The sequence below is a fragment of the Xenorhabdus szentirmaii DSM 16338 genome (assembly GCF_002632585.1).
Classification (GTDB): Bacteria; Pseudomonadota; Gammaproteobacteria; order Enterobacterales; family Enterobacteriaceae; genus Xenorhabdus; species Xenorhabdus szentirmaii.
The window spans coordinates 285,801-303,585 of record NZ_NIBV01000002.1 but is presented as its reverse complement, the minus strand read 5'-3'; the positions used below and the strand labels follow the sequence as shown (position 1 = coordinate 303,585).

Here is a 17,785-nt window from a genome sequence, read left to right as displayed (position 1 = left end):
CATGCGTCAGCAATTGCTTATCATTGGCATCGTGGCAGTACTAATATCAGGCTGTACTACAACAGGTCATAAGCAGGCCCCTTCCCTTACACCGGTACCAACCCGTGATGTTTTGGGTGCAGAGCCTCAATATGAGCCTTATCACCCAAGCGCCAATCAGGATTATCAACGGGATGGGCAAACCTATCATATTGTGCAAGATCCGGCTGGCTTTACTCAAACTGGCTATGCAAGTTGGTTTGGTGAAAGCACCAATGGAAAACTGACTGCAATCGGTGAACAAGCCAGCCCTTATGCTTTAACGGCCTCTCACCCGACACTTCCCATTCCGAGCTATGTACGTGTTACTAATTTAAGTAACGGGCGCATGATAATTGTCAGAATCAACGATCGCGGTCCTTACAACGCACCGGGCAAAATTATTGAATTATCACGTGCAGCGGCAGAGCGTCTGAACTTAATGCCACAAAGTAAAATTAAGTTGGATGGCATTCTGGTTTCATCCGATGGTTCGCTCTCCGGTCTGGGCACGGAGGGATCAACAATCATCAAACGAAGTTATGCATTACCCGACAGGCCAAGTTTTAGTGCCCAGTCATCAAGCCAACCTCCTGTAATGGATAATATGGCTGAACAGAGCACAAATGAAGCGCCAAGTGTTGACCCGCAACAGAACGGAAATCATACAGAAAGTCAGTCTGTGATCACACCTGAACCGATAACGGCCGCAACGGCGACCACAACTGTCACCACAAGTGCAGCCGTTGATTCAAAAGCAGCCGCGAATGCAGCCCCAACGGGAAATTATATGGTACAAGTAGGTGCTGTCAGCCTTGAGCAAAGGGCCAAAGAGTGGCAACAATCTTTGAGCCAGCGTTTTAACGTATCCGGTCGTATTATCCAGTTTGGTAATGTCTACCGTGTTCAGTTAGGCCCATTCAACAGTCGTCAACAAGCTACGCAGCTGCAAAAAAAGCTAACGGAACAAATGAATCAAACTTCTTTTATCATCGCTCCTTGATCCGTCTTATCCAGAAGAGATGAAATATGATTGTCAGCGGATGATACCTGTCTGCCGGCAATCATACAGTGAACAAAAATAGAGTAAAAAAGTGTAAACCCTTTACCCACTCAATTTTGTTTAATGTCAGCTTTTTTTTCATTTGTTATTATGGCAAACATTATCAATCCCTTTCTCACGGATGTTATCTAATCAATCATGAAATACATAGTTACTTCCCGTTTTATTAAAAGTACCACATTGGGCATCGCTCTCTCTGCCTGTGTCTCAACGTTCGCTAACGCGGATGATAATTTCAAGACGATGATCCCCGGTGTTCCCGAGCTGGATTCACAAGCCTATATTTTGATTGATTACAACTCAGGAAAAGTACTGGCTGAAAAACATGCGGATGACCGCCGTGATCCTGCCAGCCTGACTAAAATGATGACCAGCTATGTGATTGGTCAGGCCATTAAATCAGGGAAAATCGGCCCCAATGACATCGTGACTGCCGGTAAAGATGCGTGGGCTACGGGCAACCCGATATTTAAGGGCTCATCCTTAATGTTCTTAAAACCTGGGGATCAAGTTTCTGTCGCTATGCTGTCCCGTGGGATCAACTTACAGTCAGGCAATGACGCCTGTGTCGCAATGGCTGATTATGTCGCGGGAAGTCAGGACGCATTCGTCAGCCTGATGAATAAATATGTACAGAGTCTGGGGCTACAAAATACACATTTCCAAACGGTTCACGGCCTTGATGCCGAAGGACAATACAGCTCAGCCCGTGATATGGCACTGATTGGCCAGGCCCTGATCCGTGATGTCCCCGATGAATACGCTATCTATAAAGAGAAAGATTTTACGTACAATAATATCCGTCAGCCAAACCGCAATGGTTTGCTATGGGACAAGAGTCTGAACGTTGATGGCATTAAAACCGGCCACACCAATAGCGCGGGATATAACCTTGTTGCTTCCGCCACTGAAGGCGATATGCGTTTGATCTCCGCAGTCATGGGCAGCCCGACGTTTAAAGGGCGCGAAACGGACAGTAAAAAATTGCTGACCTGGGGTTTCCGCTTCTTTGAAACTGTTTCCCCGCTGAAAGTCGGTAAAGAATTTGCCTCTGAGCCAATCTGGTTTGGTGAAACGGATAAAGTTCAATTGGGTGTTGATAAAGATGTTTATCTCACCATTCCCCGTGGCCGCCTGAAAGATCTGAAAGCCAGTTATGTGTTGAATAACACAGAGCTTCATGCACCACTGGCCAAAAATCAGGTTGTTGGAACAATCAATTTCCAGCTTGACGGCAAGACCATTGAACAACGTCCATTGGTTGTGATGCACGAAGTAAAAGAAGGTGGTTTCTTCAGCCGCATGATCGACTATATCCGACTGATGTTTCATCACTGGTTTGGTTAATATCCTGAACTCTTGAAAATCCAGCATTGAGCCTTATATTAGTCCAATATCGCTAGAAAATTATCACGCTACGGCAGGTCTGCTATTCTGCCGTAGCAAGTACATGAGGAACGCCCATGAAAACGAAATTAAATGAACTACTTGAGTTCCCTTGCTCTTTCACCTACAAAGTCATGGGATTGGCCCAACCTGAGCTGGTGGATCAAGTTGTCGAAGTCGTTCAGCGCCATGCACCGGGCGATTATTCTCCGGCAGTGAAACCAAGCAGCAAAGGTAATTACCATTCCGTCTCCATCACTATCAATGCGACACACATTGAACAAGTTGAGACGTTGTATGAAGAGCTGGGCAACTTAGAATTAGTGCGCGTTGTACTATAATGATGCCGTTAATGAACGCTGATTTTTAAGTCAGCGTTCCATTTTAAAGCGAACCACAAATATTAACCTGCCATTTCTGAATACTGTCATTTCTAAGTACTGTCATTTCTAAGTACTGTCATTTCTGAATAGAATGGCTGCGTATATCCCAATTACACATGGCTTCTGTCACCGCCGCATCCAATACATCAAAAGAGATGCCATCCCTTGATAAACTCGACAATCCGAGGAGAAAACTCAGGAAACTGACAGCAAAGGCACTGATGTCCGTGTCCACTGGCAATTCAGCTCTTTCCATTGCTCTCCTGATGCAGGCTGTCAGCATCTCAAGCGTTTTTGCCCGTTGTTCTGCCAGCAATTTTTGCACATGTTTATGTTCCGGTGCGCATGTATTCGCTGACAATACCAACATACACCCCTTCGGATGATTTTCTTCTGTCTGCATTTTGGCAGAACGGCGCAAAGCCAGTTCGAGAGCTTCTCGGGGTGACAAGCTTTCATCCCACAAACACGCTATGGCCTGCCCATAGGTGGCGACATAATACTCAACAACTTCCTTGAATAGATTTTCTTTAGAGCCGAAGGCCGCATAAAAACTCGGCGCACTAATGCCTCCTCCAATACCAGCCTTAAGTAATGCCAATGAGGTGGATTCATAGCCATGCTCCCAAAACAGGAGCATGGCCTGCCGAACGGCTTCATCACGATTGAAAGTGCGGGGACGCCCCATCTGTGCCATTTTGAGCTCCTTTTATCTATAACAACAATATAGTATCTGTAACGACAATATAGATACTAATTGGTATAAAAGTTATTGACAACATAAAAGCCGGCGACAGCATGGGCTGATTCATTGATTCACGGTTATCTGAGTTTTATCCCACCTGCCGACGCAATAATACGATGAAATAAGGAACACCAATAAAAGCAGCCAGCAAGCCTGCGGGGATCTGATAGGGAAATAGCAACATTCGCCCACACCAATCAGCCAGTAACATCAACCCTCCCCCCAACAGCATTCCCATCGCCAACTGCGGCATAGCCCGCTTAAATCCCATCATCCGTGCCATATGAGGAGCCATCAGACCAACGAAACTCAATGGCCCGGTCATCAGAGTGGCTGCTGCCGTCAGCGCTGAAGCAAGCAGCAGGATCAGTAAACGTGAACGAATCAGAGGAACTCCCACAGCCTGAGCGCTCATACTTCCCAAAGGTAAAACGGTCAACCAGCGGCGACACAATGGTGTCAATGCTATCAACATGATGGCGACGACCAAGGTAAAAAGCGCTTGGGTTGGTTCCACGTTATAAGTAGAACCGGATAACCATGCCAATAACATTCCTGTCCGGGGATCGCCGCTGGCAAGCACTAATGCCACTAATGTGCCGAATACGGTACTGATGGCAATGCCAGACAACAACATTCTCTGTGCTGAGAATCCCTGACGGGCAGAAACAAACAGAATCAACAGCAATGTCAGGGCCGCACCTGCACTTCCGGCGGGAAGCAACCAAACAGAAACATTACCGGATGCCATCAACAATAATGCTAAAACGCCCAGTGAAGCCCCTGATGTAATTCCTAGAACCTCCGGGCTTGCCATTGGGTTTCCTGTCAATTTCTGGATCAACGTTCCCGCAACGGCCAGCATCATTCCTGCACACAGTGCCGCCATCACACGCGGCCAGCGCCAAGGCAACAATTCAGTTATTTGTTCTCCCTGCGCCCATTGCCAGCCTTCTGCACTGCGGCCAAATAACAATGCAACGACAATCACAATACTCAGGAACAGTGTTGCCGATATTATCCAGCGCACAAATGACTGACGTTCGATAAGGGTTTGCCCTGCCATTGGTGAGGGTAATTTTTGTCCGCCAGTACGCAAACGCGGCAGGAGCCATAGCAATATTGGCGCACCTAATAACGCAACCGCAGAACCTGTGGGAATACTGCGCCAGACAGTAGCCAGCCATTGCACAACCTGATCAGTCAACCACAAAAGAAGCGCACCAATCAAAGGGGACATTATCACTTGCTGCCCTAATCGCCTTGCTCCGCACATTCGGGCCAACAAGGGGGCAAACAAGCCAATAAAACCAATAACCCCAACCGCATTAACCATTACCGCACTCAATACAACAGCCAATGATAATGCTGACAGTCTGGCACTATTCAGCCCCAATCCCAAATTCTTTGCCACGCCATCATCCAACCCAAGCAACGTTAACGGGCGCAACAGCAATAACGTTAATAACAAAGCAATCAACAAGACCAATATCAACCACTTCGTCACCTGCCACTCATGCTGGACCAGAGAACCACTGGCCCAAACAAAGATCCCCTGCAATTTTTCATAGTTGAACAGTGCCAAAAGAGAATTGACGGCTCCGCAATATAAGCTCATCACTAAGCCAGCAAGGATTAACGTTATTGGGGATAGCCGCCGTCCCCATGACAAACCAAATACCACCAATGCAACAATCACCGAGCCTGCCAAGGCGGCGAGTTGCATCAACAAACTTTCGGGTGGGATGGCCAATAATAATGCCACTGTCACCCCGCATTGCGCTCCCGCTGATACCCCCAGCGTTGCAGGCTCTGCCAATGGATTGCGCAATACTTGCTGAAACAGCAATCCCGCCAATCCCAACCCGGCCCCCACCAGCAAAGAGATGACCAAACGCGGTAACATACTGTAATGCATTACAATCTGACGGATATTATCCACATCTGGAGAAAGTAAAGATTGCCACCATTGGAAAACAGGTAATTGCTGTTGCAGGTTATAAAACGTCAGCATCAATGCTGGAAATAGCAATAACAAAGGTACTGCCCACAAGCTTCTCATCCCTGTTTCTCCAACGCTGTTGCCAATAAGTCACTAAAACGCATAGCCGATAATGTGGCACCATAAAACCACACAGCCGGTTGCATAATGACCGGATAACGTCGGACAAACGGTAATGCTTGCCACAATGGTGTCTTCTTCACACGAGCGAACAGTGCTTCATTCCCATGACTGAAAAAAACAGCCCGGGCTTCCTGAATGGTCGCCAGCTGTTCCAGACCAATTATTTGGCTTCCCCAAGCGTTTGTCTTTCCCTGCCATGCATTCCGTAGCCCCAACTGATCGAGAACATCCTGAAATAACCCTCCCTGACCGAAAACCATCGCATGATCGTTATCAAGCAATGTAAACAGCAAAATGGGTACATCGTCCCAAAGACGCAATCGTTGCTGGTTTCGCTCCATCTGCTGGTGATAGCGTCGTAAATGCAAAGTGTATTGGTCATGGAGATCAAGCCGCTCAGCCAGCATTTTCAGTGAATAAAAAGCCTGAGCCAACGGCGTTCGGCGACTGGAGTTGAAGCTAAATCCCATTGTGGGCGCAATTGAGGACATTTTTTCTATTGAAGGGCCATAATTTTGCGAATAGAGAATGAGAGAGGGTGACAATTGTTGCAACAATTCCATATTGGGTTCAGTACGCGATCCCAAATCAACAACCTGAGCTGTCAGCTCAGGTTGTTGTACCCACAAATGATATTTATGGACATCAGCTACCGCTAAAGGCATCACACCCAATGCCATCAGGAGTTCCACAGGCAACCATTCCAGCACGGCAATACGTTGCTGATTAAGGTGTGCGGTGTGTGGAGAAGTCACAGAACGAGCCAATGATGGCAGCCATAATGGCGAAAGTGCCAGCGTCGTCATAAAATGACGACGCGTGAGATTAAGGTTAAATTTATTCATCAGTAGACAAAGCTTACCGGAGCACCACCAGCAGGATGCGGCAAGATCCCCATGGGTATTCCATATATTTGTTCCAAGACGGGTTCCTGCATGAGCTGTTCAGGTATCCCCTGGGCAATCAGCTCGCCTCCACGCAATGCAACCAAACGATCACAATAACGCGCAGCCATATTAATATCATGCAAAACAACAATGACTGTCAGCCCACACTCACGGCTCAAGCGTTGAATCAACGCCAAGACTTCAACTTGATGAGCCACATCTAACGCTGAAGTTGGTTCATCAAGCAACAAACAACGGCTGTTCTGCGCCACTGTCATCGCTAGCCATGCTCGCTGTCGTTCGCCGCCGGACAAACTATCAACCAATCTATGTGCCATTGAACTTAACCCCACCAGCTTGATGGCTTCTTCAACACGCTGGCGATCTTCAGAGCTGAATCTGCCCAGTGCTCCATGCCAGGGGTAGCGCCCCACTGCCACCAGTTCACGCACCGTCATCCCTTCCGCCGGTGGTAACTGTTGTGGCAAATAAGCCACTTCACGTGCGAATGCCTTATTGTTCCATTGCGTGAGAGGTTTTTCCCGCAACTGTATCGTGCCTTCTCCGGGGAATTGATGGCGTCCCAATATCTTGAGCAATGTCGACTTTCCAGAACCATTATGACCAATCAATCCAGTCACTAAACCGGAAGCAAAAGTCACAGAAAGATTGTTGAGTAGTCGCCGGTTTGGCACCTCAAAGCTGACTTGCTGCAAAACAAAAGTAGATGTTGATGATGAAATACGCTCAATCAAGCCTAACGACCTCTGGGTGAAGATTTAGACCAATACGCCATAAAATTAATTGTGCTGCGATCTAAGTGCCGCTCAAGAATTAGATAATGGCGCAGCTTTTTTACTGTCGATGATTCTGCTGCTACCCAAGCGTAAAAACTGTTTGGATTATTTTCATTTTCTGCTCTTTCCCACAGTTTATCCTCAGATGATGCCTCTTCGATAGTGGATTGCATCTGAATGTTTGCTGATTCAGGGATAACGACATGTTGGCGAACAGCCTCTACCAACCGTTCACCATGCTCATATTTTTCCTGTCCATCCCTCGGAAGCCAGAAAATATCAGCAAATGTGAAATGGTCCAGATTGACACAATCCTCTGTCACAGGCACTTCAAAAAATGCCTGTACATAAGGGGGAGCATCATCTTCCGCTAACTGTTCAAGAATACCCAACGCTGCCGGCAAAGCGGTTTCATCAGCGATCAAAAGTGATTGGCGTACTTGTGGGGAAGGCTTCCATTCACACCCTTCGATGCCATTTCCTTTTTTACCACTTCCTTCCATACCATTTTGCTGTTCTCTTCTGGGAGCAACAACTTGTAAAAGATCGCCTGATTGAACTTGCGACAACCAATTCGACACCGGGCTGTGGTGGTCATGTAACACAAATTCCACATCCATCTCTTTCTTTTCAGTCCGCAATTCCCTGATGGTATAAGTTCTCATGAGCGGGCGTTGTTCTTTAGGTATAGACTGATACCCACGGTACCAATCGTTTTCATCACCGAAATTCAATTTAACGCTGTCTGGTTGCGGAAGCAGTAATTTTATACGTTGATCGGGAGCATGTCGTTGCATTTGATCCACGTCATTGCCTTGAAAAACACAACGTAATATTGATGGTGATACAACAATCCGTTCTTTTAAGTACAAATCAAAAACGCCGTAAGTTGAAGACATCGAAACTTCTCCTTGAAATCTATTTATCTTTGGATGGCAAATTCTGACGATTCCATAGCCCTACTGCGATGGCGCTGAATAATGCAGCGAAAACCAACGATGCCGTAATCAATTGAGATTCACCAAACCATAAAGCAATAACAGGCACGGCCAACGCACTCATGCCATAACCCATTGTATGGCTGGTGGAAATCAATCCGGCACCTTTGCCCGTGGAAAGTTGTTCATTCAGTAAAAGCTGATATCCGGGAGTCGCCATTGCAGCGCCAAATGAAGCCAGCATGCATCCCAAATAAAACAGAGAGATTTGTTGAGTGGTCATGAATATCAATCCAATCACCATAAAAACACCCGCCAACAACATCAATTGTAATGGAGTGAATTTTTGGGGACGGATCATCAAAAACTGGGCCAATAATGTTGCGACGGCTGACAGGCTCAGCAGAATTGCTACATGATTGCTAATCACGGTAGTTTGCTGTTCGAATAAAAGCGATAAGTGAGGGGCCAGTCCCAATTGCATCAAACTGACTGAAGCAGCCAAGAGCATTGCACACAACAGGTAGGGAAGCATACTCATCCGCAGCCGGCTTTGTTGCTGACTTTCCTGTGCTGACAAAGGCGGATCATTGTATTCTCTGGAAATAATCAATATGGCAATAAGCGGAGCAATCGCCATCAGCCACAAAGGTGCCAAGGGATGCAATTTTAATACCGCAACTGCACATAAAGGCCCCAATAAGCGGCCACAACTTAAACCTGAGCTAATGGTGGCCAGTGCAGACATTCTGCGTTCCGCCCCCGCACGTTGCAGCGCCCAGGTCTGGCACGCAGGTACCATGCCGGATACAGTCAATCCATAAATAACCCGGGCTGCAATAAGCAAAAACAACCCAATCGGAACAGAGATTTTCTCACTAAAAAGCCCCCATACCGCCAGGGCCAATATAATAAAACTCAGTAAATACCCTGATAATGCGGCCAGGACGACATATTTTCCGCCACGAATTTCTGTTTGTTTCCCCCAAAATGGGGAGCCTATCAGAAATAGCATGGAACCCAGTGTCAATAACCCGGCCCAAATAGAGAGAGAAAGGTGTGTCATGTCTACAAGCGTAGGCAGTGCGACGAGCAAACCATTTTGTCCAATACCCAATAATCCCGCGCAAAATGCCAGAGACCAATTTGAAGATGAACGATTCCGGTCAAAAAAATGATGGTGTTGAACCTGCATATTATTCTTGTGTTATCAATATCAAAAATAACTCGTTAGTTGTAAATATAAACACAAAACACTTTACTTAACAAATCAAATGAATATCATATTGATAACAATTATCAATAGCGTTTAGATTAAATCCAATGTATTCAAAATCTTGTCATCTAAAAACTGATATTGCTGCACAATGTTTTATCAATGCCTTAATCCGTGAAACTCAAGATTGGGAAATTTTTTCACCTACCAATCAATTACAATACCCACAATTACATATTCCGCTTTCCGATACGCAATCCGTTCGTATTGCGTTACGTTATGTTTCTCCCACTCATCACCATCAATACTTGTTTCCGCCACATCTGTATCAGAATGACAATACTGAGTATCGCATTCTGGATATGAAAGAATTCGTCAGTTTATTGCTGGAAAAACTGAAAATACACGGAACATTATCAGATGTAACGATAGAACGATTTTACCAACGGGTAATGGAAAGCCACGATAATACTTGGCAGGCAATCAATATCCGATTGGATTGGCCAATGCTGCGCGACAAACCTTTAAATTTTGCCGAAGCAGAACAAGGGCTGTTAGCAGGACATGCTTTTCACCCTGCCCCAAAATCTCATGAGCCTTTTGATGCCGCACAAGCCAGGCGCTATTTACCTGATTTTGCTGCACGTTTTCCACTGCGTTGGTTCGCCGTAAATTCTTCTTATATTTGCGGTGATAGCCTGGAACTGACATTAAAACAGCGTTTACAACGTTTCACTGCCGAAAGTGCCCCGCATCTGCTGTCTTACTTTTCTGATGAGACTTGGTTAGTTCCGATGCATCCATGGCAGGCAGAATACCTGTTAAACCAGGATTGGACTCAGGCACTGGTACAAAAAGGGCATTTACATGATTTAGGCGAAGCCGGAACCCGATGGCTTCCGACCAGTTCGTCACGCTCTCTGTACAGCGAAACCAATCATGACATGATCAAATACTCTTTAAGTGTTCGCCTGACCAATTCAATCAGGACACTATCAGTAAAAGAAGTTAATCGAGGAATGCGTTTGGCTCGGTTGGCAAAAACACCTCGCTGGCAAGAGTTACAAGCACGCTATCCGACAATGCGTGTCATGCAGGAAGATGGTTGGGCCGGTTTGCGCGATATTGACGGAACTATCCGTGAAGAGAGCCTGATGGCATTCCGCGCTAATTTACTGTTTGGCCGTCCTGATGTGCAAACCAACGTACTGGTTACTCTTACACAGCCTGCCCCTGACGGGGGAGATAGCTTATTGGCATCGTCAATACGCCGCCTGAGCACCCGCCTCAATCTATCATTAAAACAATCTGCCCATTGTTGGCTGGATGCTTACTGCCAACATATTTTACTGCCGCTGTTCAGTGCAGAGGCAAATTATGGCTTAGTCCTGTTAGCACATCAGCAAAATATTCTTGTGGAAATGGAACAAGATTTACCTATCGGGTTGCTATACCGGGATTGCCAAGGTAGTGGTTTTACTCAAAGTGCAGCTTCATGGCTCGGGGAAATTGGTGAGGCCGAAGCAGAAAACCGCTTCACAGACAGCCAATTACTGCGCTATTTCCCTTATTATTTGCTGGTCAACTCCACCTTGGCAGTCACTGCGGCAATGGGAGCAGCCGGTTTTGATCGGGAAGAAAACCTGATGGGTAAAGTACGTGATGCACTTATCCAGTTACGGACAACCGCACAAAACACGCTGTGTCTGGATTATGTACTCGATAGTCCCCACTGGAATTGTAAAGGTAATTTCTTCTGCTACCTGCACGATCACAATGAAAATACGATTGTCGATCCCGCAATTATTTATTTTGACTTTGCTAACCCACTTGTCGTTACCCACGATCTGCAAGGACTCACCAATAATGCCGCAAGCTAATTTAGTACATTCTCTTGGTGGCTTCCGCTGCGAGATATTAGAAAAAGAGTTGCCCATCAGTCTCGGTTTGGATGGAAGTGCTATTTTGCATTTCCTGAATCCAACCCCAGATGGCTGGCTGGCCCAGGCTTTGGATCAATTACTGATCATGGCCCCGCAAATTAGCGGGGTCAGCCTGCCTTATCATGAATGGAATAACGAGCCACAAGCGTTGGCGCTGTTCAATTTGGCTCAAGGCGATTATTTGGCAAGAGAAAGTTTCTATCAACTTCCTGTGTGGTTAGTGGGTTCACCTCGTCCCTCAATCGATCAGGTAAATACAAGCGATCAGGTGAATACAAGCGATCAGATGCACTACGAAACCGAACGCCAATTATGGCTGCCAGTGCGTCCATCACGACCAGAAGGCGAAGTTTATCGTCGTTATGATCCGGAAATCAAACATTGGCTAAGCTTCCGTTTGCCTGATTTATCACAGGACGTTGAACAATTTACCCATTGGATGAATACGCCACGCGTCAATGCATTTTGGGAAATGGCCGGGCCTCAAGAACAACAAAAAAAATATTTACAACGCCAGCTTGAAGCCAATTACTGTTATCCCCTTCTGGGCTGCTTTGATGATCAGCCATTCGGTTATTTTGAAGTCTATTGGGCACCAGAAGATCGCATTGGCCGCCACTACCGTTGGCAACCGTTTGATCGCGGACTGCATATGCTTGTCGGTGAGGAGCAGTGGCGGGGAGCGCAATATATACGCAGTTGGCTACGAGGTCTGACACATTATTTATATCTGGATGAACCCAAAACCACACGTATTGTCGCCGAACCCCGTTTCGATAACCAACGCTTATTCCGCCATCTGCCAACTGCGGGTTATAAGACCATCAAAGAATTTGATTTTCCACATAAACGCTCACGGCTCATCATGAATCAGCGCCATGACTTTTTTGGCAGAGAAATGCTCCGTGGAGAGGGGGTGTCATGAAGCTCAATCACACAAATTGGTCACATGCTGGCTGGGAATACGTCAACCGCCGAATGATAGCCAAAATCTTGGCTGAACTAGAATATGAGCGCTCACTGAATGCAACATCAGCAGGCGATCATTGGCACATTAAACTGGGTAATGTGGGTTATACCTTCTCCGCAAAACGCGGTATCTGGGGATGGCTATTCATCGAACCCAACTCACTGAAAACGGATAATCATGAGCCGCTAGATGCCGATTACTCATTACTCCAACTCGCCAAAGTACTGGAGATGAATGATGCTCAAATAGCAGAGCACATGGAAGATTTGTACGCAACATTGCGGGGTGATCTGCAATTATTGTCAATGCGCCGCAATATGAGTGCTCAGGACTTAATTGATCTTAACCCCGACCAGCTTCAATGTTTGCTGTCTGCCCATCCCAAATTTATTTTCAATAAAGGCCGCCGGGGCTGGGGATTGGAGGCGTTGCATCGTTATGCTCCTGAATATCAGGGGCAATTCAGGTTGCACTGGATAGCCGCCAAGCGCGATATTTTCGTATGGAGCATGGATAGTTCCTGCTCTTTAAATACATTGCTGGATAGTGCGATGGATCAGAGTGAACGCCAACGTTTCAATAAACGCTGGGAGGAGCTGGCGCTTAATGATGATTGGCTCCCCGTTCCTATTCACCCGTGGCAATGGCAGCAAAAAATTGCGCTTCATTTTCTGCCACAACTCGCCTCTGAGGAACTGGTCGAACTGGGTGAGTTTGGAGATGAATATCTTGCCCAACAATCATTGCGTACATTGACAAATGTCAGCCGCAAAACATCGTTTGATATCAAGCTACCCCTGACTATCTACAATACATCCTGTTATCGCGGCATTCCCGGGAAATACATCAGTGCTGGCCCTGCTGCCTCACACTGGTTACAACAACAATTTGCACAAGATCCCGTTTTATTATCCAGCGGTGCGCAGATCCTTGGTGAACCGGCAGCGGGTTACATGGCACATCCAACCTATGCGATGCTGGCTGAAGCACCTTACCGTTATCAGGAAATGCTTGGGGTTATCTGGCGTGAGAGCCCGTCACCTTATCTGCAGAATGGTGAACAAGCCATTTTGATGGCGACATTAATGGAAAGTGATCAACAAGGTATACCGCTGATAGCAGCCTATGTTGAACGTTCTGGCTTGTGCATGGAAAACTGGCTGGAGCGTATGTTCCAGACCGTCATCATCCCTTTTTACCATCTGATGTGTCGCTATGGTGTGTCATTAATTGCCCACGGCCAGAACATCACATTAGTGATGAAAGAAAATGTGCCTCACCGAATTTTACTGAAGGATTTTCAAGGCGATATGCGCCTAGTCGACCAAGATTTTCCTGAAGCGGCTTCTTTGCCCCAAATCGTTAAAGATGTCACTGTGCGTTTGTCTGCTGACTATCTCATTCACGATTTACAGACCGGAAATTTTGTCACGGTATTGCGCTTCATTTCACCTTTATTGGAAAAATATGGCGTCGATGAGCTTCAGTTTTATCAAATTCTGACAAAAATATTACAACAATATCAAGCACAGAACCCAGAGATGAATAATCGCTTTGAATTATTTGATCTGTTCAAACCACAAATTATTCGGGTTGTCCTGAACCCTGTAAAACTGACTTATTCCGAACATGATGGCGGAAATCGTATGCTGCCAAAATACCGCCAAGATCTTACTAACCCTCTTTATATTGCCAAAAAGGAATCTGAACTATGAGCCAGCCCTATGATTTCATCGGTATTGGTATAGGACCATTTAATCTTAGTATTGCTGCTCTTAGTAGTGGTATCCCTGGTTTTAATACCCTATTTTTAGAACGGGCGTCCCGTTTTTCCTGGCATGAAGGAATACTCCTGCCTGAATGCCACATGCAAACCAGTTTCTTAAAAGATCTGGTGAGTGCTGTAGACCCCACAAGCCCGTATAGTTTTCTTAATTATTTGGTTAAACGGAAAAAGTTTTACCGCTTCCTGACCACAGAACAACGCACAGTTTCCCGCGAAGAGTTTGCTGATTACCTTTCGTGGGCCGCAAATAATTTGGATTCCCTGCAATTTGGCGAAGAAGTCATACATGTCACTTTCGATGACCAAAAAAAATTATTTCAGGTGACAACACAAAATAATCAATATTTAGCGCGTCATGTTTGCATGGGCATCGGCAAACGATTTAAACTGCCGGAATGCGTAAAAATACAGAATAATCAGTGTTTTCATGCAGGAGAAATGATGCTGCGTACTCCTGATTTAACGGATAAGCGTGTGACTGTTGTCGGTGGCGGGCAAAGTGGTGCCGACCTGTTCCTCAATATTTTTCGCGGTGAATGGGGCACCCCCAAACAACTTAACTGGGTTTCACGACGCAATAATTATAATGCTCTGGATGAAGCTGCATTCTCCAACGAATACTTCACACCGGAGTATGTCGAGAGCTTTTATAGCCTTGAGCCTGAAATCAAAAAACGCATGCTGGAAGAACAAAAGATGACCTCTGATGGGATTACAAGTCATTCATTACTTTCCATCTATCAGGCAATGTACCATCGATTTGAAGTGCTGCGTGAAACGCCTTGGGTTAAGTTGTTACCCAGCCGGGCTTTGCTGGACGTAAAAGAACAGGGGGAAAGTTATCAACTGGTGACTCAACATCTGTTGGATAACGGGAAAGAGTATATCGACAGTGATACCGTTATTTTTGCGACGGGTTATCAGCCATCAGAGTCCAAATTCCTTGAACCGTTAATGCAACGCCTGCACATGACTCAAAATGGCGGCTACCAAATTGCCCCCGACTTTACTTTAGGTTGGGATGGTCCTGATAGTCATTGCCTGTTTGCTGTGAATGCAGGTATGCAAAGCCATGGAATTGCAGAGCCACAAATGAGTTTGATGGCATGGCGTTCAGCACATATTTTGAATCGGGCACTAGGTAAAAACCACTTTGATCTGTCACACTCTCCCGGCGTAATCAAGTGGCGTAGTGAATCAACAACGCAACCTTTTTTTTCTGCGTTCTAACTGTTATTAATTTATTTGACCAACATGAAGGTAGGCAATGATAAAGCATAGTTCTTTTGGGATTATCCTCCCCTGCTTGTCTGTGATTTCGACTCCATCTGTCTTTGCTGCTGCGGAGTCAAAGGAAGACACCATTGTTGTTTCTTCCAGTCGTACCCATCGCAGCATTCCCCAAATGGCACAAACCTCTTGGGTGATTGAGAGTCACGATATAGAACAACAAGTCAATGGCGGCAAGGAATTTAAAGACATACTGGCACAATTAATTCCAGGCATGGATGTCAGCAGTCAGGGACGGACTAATCACGGAATGAATATACGCGGGCGTTCCATTGCCGTCATGATTGATGGTGTGCGTTTGAACTCCTCCCGTTCCGACAGCCGACAGCTGGATTCCATCGATCCTTTCAATATTGAACGTATTGAAGTGATTTCTGGTGCAACCTCGCTCTATGGTGGCGGGAGTACGGGAGGATTGATTAATATTGTCACCAAAAAAGGACAGGAAGGCGGGCAAGTTGATCTGCAATTCGGTGCTAAAAGCGGCTTGATAAACAGCTCAGATCATGATGAGAATATTGCCGCCGCAGTCAGTGGCGGAAATGAAAATATAAAAGGACGCCTTTCTGTCTCCTATCAACGTTATGGCGGTTGGTTTGATGGCAAGCATAATCAAGTCCTTATCGATAATACCCAAACCGGCCTGCAATATTCCGATCGCCTTGATGTTATGGGAACCGGCACCCTGAACATTGATGAACATCAGCAATTACAGCTGACAACGCAATATTACAAGAGTAAAGCGGATGGAAAACATGGCATAAATCTTGGCAAGGATTTTTCAGCCGTATTGGGCAAAGGGAGCGCCCATAATGCCAGTGGGCTGGATTCAGACCGTGTTCCGGGCACTACACGTCATCTCATCAGTCTGCAATACTCCAACACCGATTTTTTGGGGCAAGATTTAGTCACCCAACTCTTTTATCGGGATGAATCTTTTGCTTTCTATCCATTTCCGACTCTCGGTAACAAGAAAGGAACCAAAAAGAAAGAAGTTATCAGTATTAGTGCATCGGAACAAAAAACAGATTTTTATGGCGGTAAATTCACCCTAAATAGCCAACCGGTTAAAAATCTCTCGTTAACCTACGGCTTTGACGCTGACCATGAAAAATTCAGCGCCAATCAGCAATTTTTCGATTTGAAGACAGCGCAAGAACATAGCGGCATGAAACTCAAGAATGCCTATAATGTGGGTCGCTATCCGGGATATAGCATCACAAACCTGGCGCCTTTCTTGCAGGCCAACTACGATATCAATTCCATATTCACCGTCAGTAGCGGATTGCGTTATCAATATACGAAAAATAAGATTGATGACTTTATTCCGTATAATCAACAGCAAGCTATTGCCACCAGCAAAATACTCTCCGCGGATGCTGTTCCGGGAGGCACAACAAGTTACAATAATTACTTGTTTAATGCCGGCATACTCGCCAACCTGCCCGAACGCCAACAGGTCTGGTTTAATTTTTCCCAAGGCTTCGAGTTACCCGATGTCGGAAAATATTATGGTTCAGGCAACTATGGTAAAAGTGTCAATGGACACATACCTTTGGTAAAAAGCATCAATGTCAATGACTCTAAATTGAAAGGCATTAAGGTCAATTCGTATGAATTGGGATGGCGCTATAACGGCGATAACCTGCGTACACAAATAGCGGCTTATTATTCATTGTCTGATATCTCGATCAATATCATAAAGAAAGACATGAGAATTGAGATAAGCCCCGATAAACGCAGGATTTACGGTATAGAAGGTGCGGTAGATTATCTCTTTGACAACAGTGACTGGACAGCAGGCACAACGTTCAACATTCTCAAATCAGAAACGCAGAAAAAAGATAAGTGGGAAAAACTGTCAATTGAGACTGCTAGCCCCTCTAAAATGACCGCTTATGTCAATTGGGCACCCGATGACTGGGAATTCCGGCTGCAATCCCAACAAACCTTCGATGTCTCTGATAATAAAGGTAAAAAGTTAGATGGGTACAATACCATCGATTTTCTGGGGACTTACCACTTGCCTGTCGGGAAGATCAGTTTCAGTATCGAAAACTTACTGGATAAAGATTACACCTCAGTTTGGGGACAACGGGCTTCTGTCCTTTATAGCCCGGCCTATGGTGCCGCTGAGTTATATAACTACAAAGGGCGTGGAAGAACATTTGGCCTGAGTTATTCAGCGACTTTCTAATACGGCTAACCAAGGTGGATAATCGGATACTGGAAAACCCA

At 45.8% G+C, this 17,785-nt stretch carries 14 protein-coding genes; 8 read left to right on the top strand and 6 right to left on the bottom strand.

Annotated features, from left to right (window positions below; all coding sequences use genetic code 11):
* Position 1: 1 nt before the first annotated feature.
* The 3 genes from rlpA to ybeD all read left to right on the top strand — a co-directional run bounded on the left by rlpA (position 2) and on the right by ybeD (position 2,808).
* On the top strand, positions 2-1,021 hold the full coding sequence (rlpA, locus tag Xsze_RS11295; RefSeq protein WP_038238759.1) for an endolytic peptidoglycan transglycosylase RlpA: 1,020 nt from the start codon (positions 2-4) through the stop codon (positions 1,019-1,021).
* 198 nt (positions 1,022-1,219) lie between these two features.
* Positions 1,220-2,428, top strand: a complete 1,209-nt coding sequence (gene dacA / locus Xsze_RS11290) for a D-alanyl-D-alanine carboxypeptidase DacA (RefSeq protein WP_038238757.1) — start codon at positions 1,220-1,222, stop codon at positions 2,426-2,428.
* Between the two features lie 116 nt (positions 2,429-2,544).
* The gene (gene ybeD, locus Xsze_RS11285) at positions 2,545-2,808 is read left to right on the top strand and encodes a DUF493 family protein YbeD (protein WP_038238755.1); all 264 of its coding nucleotides are present in this window, start codon (positions 2,545-2,547) and stop codon (positions 2,806-2,808) included.
* A 118-nt stretch (positions 2,809-2,926) separates the two neighbouring features.
* Here the strand turns inward: ybeD and Xsze_RS11280 are convergent, their stop codons facing one another.
* The 6 genes from Xsze_RS11280 to Xsze_RS11255 all read right to left on the bottom strand — a co-directional run bounded on the left by Xsze_RS11280 (position 2,927) and on the right by Xsze_RS11255 (position 9,537).
* Complete coding sequence (locus Xsze_RS11280) at positions 2,927-3,547, bottom strand: TetR/AcrR family transcriptional regulator (protein ID WP_038238753.1); 621 nt, start codon at positions 3,545-3,547, stop codon at positions 2,927-2,929.
* 136 nt (positions 3,548-3,683) lie between these two features.
* On the bottom strand, positions 3,684-5,657 hold the full coding sequence (fhuB, locus tag Xsze_RS11275; protein ID WP_038238751.1) for a Fe(3+)-hydroxamate ABC transporter permease FhuB: 1,974 nt from the start codon (positions 5,655-5,657) through the stop codon (positions 3,684-3,686).
* Complete coding sequence (fhuD, locus tag Xsze_RS11270) at positions 5,654-6,565, bottom strand: Fe(3+)-hydroxamate ABC transporter substrate-binding protein FhuD (RefSeq protein WP_038238748.1); 912 nt, start codon at positions 6,563-6,565, stop codon at positions 5,654-5,656. Before fhuD ends, fhuB begins: the two co-directional genes overlap by 4 nt.
* The gene (gene fhuC, locus Xsze_RS11265; protein WP_038238746.1) at positions 6,565-7,362 is read right to left on the bottom strand and encodes a Fe3+-hydroxamate ABC transporter ATP-binding protein FhuC; all 798 of its coding nucleotides are present in this window, start codon (positions 7,360-7,362) and stop codon (positions 6,565-6,567) included. The genes fhuD and fhuC overlap by 1 nt, the downstream gene beginning before the upstream one ends.
* A gap of 2 nt (positions 7,363-7,364) precedes the next feature.
* A complete protein-coding gene (locus Xsze_RS11260; RefSeq protein WP_038238743.1) occupies positions 7,365-8,303 on the bottom strand; it encodes a siderophore-interacting protein in 939 nt (312 codons plus the stop codon).
* 19 nt (positions 8,304-8,322) lie between these two features.
* Positions 8,323-9,537 carry an MFS transporter gene (locus Xsze_RS11255; protein WP_038238741.1) on the bottom strand — a complete coding sequence of 405 codons (1,215 nt, stop codon included), beginning with the start codon at positions 9,535-9,537 and terminating at the stop codon, positions 8,323-8,325.
* A 128-nt stretch (positions 9,538-9,665) separates the two neighbouring features.
* Between Xsze_RS11255 and Xsze_RS11250 the strand changes: the two genes are divergently transcribed.
* Genes Xsze_RS11250 through Xsze_RS11230 form a run of 5 tightly spaced genes read left to right on the top strand, consistent with a single transcriptional unit; the run spans position 9,666 to position 17,744 of the window.
* Positions 9,666-11,438, top strand: coding sequence for an IucA/IucC family protein (locus tag Xsze_RS11250; RefSeq protein ID WP_038238739.1), 1,773 nt, complete (start codon positions 9,666-9,668; stop codon positions 11,436-11,438).
* Entirely contained in the window at positions 11,422-12,426 is a 1,005-nt protein-coding gene (locus tag Xsze_RS11245) for a GNAT family N-acetyltransferase (RefSeq protein WP_038238810.1), read from the top strand. The genes Xsze_RS11250 and Xsze_RS11245 overlap by 17 nt, the downstream gene beginning before the upstream one ends.
* The gene (locus Xsze_RS11240; RefSeq protein ID WP_038238737.1) at positions 12,423-14,186 is read left to right on the top strand and encodes an IucA/IucC family protein; all 1,764 of its coding nucleotides are present in this window, start codon (positions 12,423-12,425) and stop codon (positions 14,184-14,186) included. Before Xsze_RS11245 ends, Xsze_RS11240 begins: the two co-directional genes overlap by 4 nt.
* Entirely contained in the window at positions 14,183-15,487 is a 1,305-nt protein-coding gene (locus Xsze_RS11235) for a lysine N(6)-hydroxylase/L-ornithine N(5)-oxygenase family protein (RefSeq protein ID WP_038238735.1), read from the top strand. The genes Xsze_RS11240 and Xsze_RS11235 overlap by 4 nt, the downstream gene beginning before the upstream one ends.
* Positions 15,488-15,524: 37 nt before the next feature.
* Positions 15,525-17,744: a TonB-dependent siderophore receptor gene (locus tag Xsze_RS11230; protein WP_038238733.1), complete on the top strand. Its 2,220-nt coding sequence runs from the start codon at positions 15,525-15,527 to the stop codon at positions 17,742-17,744.
* Positions 17,745-17,785 lie beyond the last annotated feature (41 nt).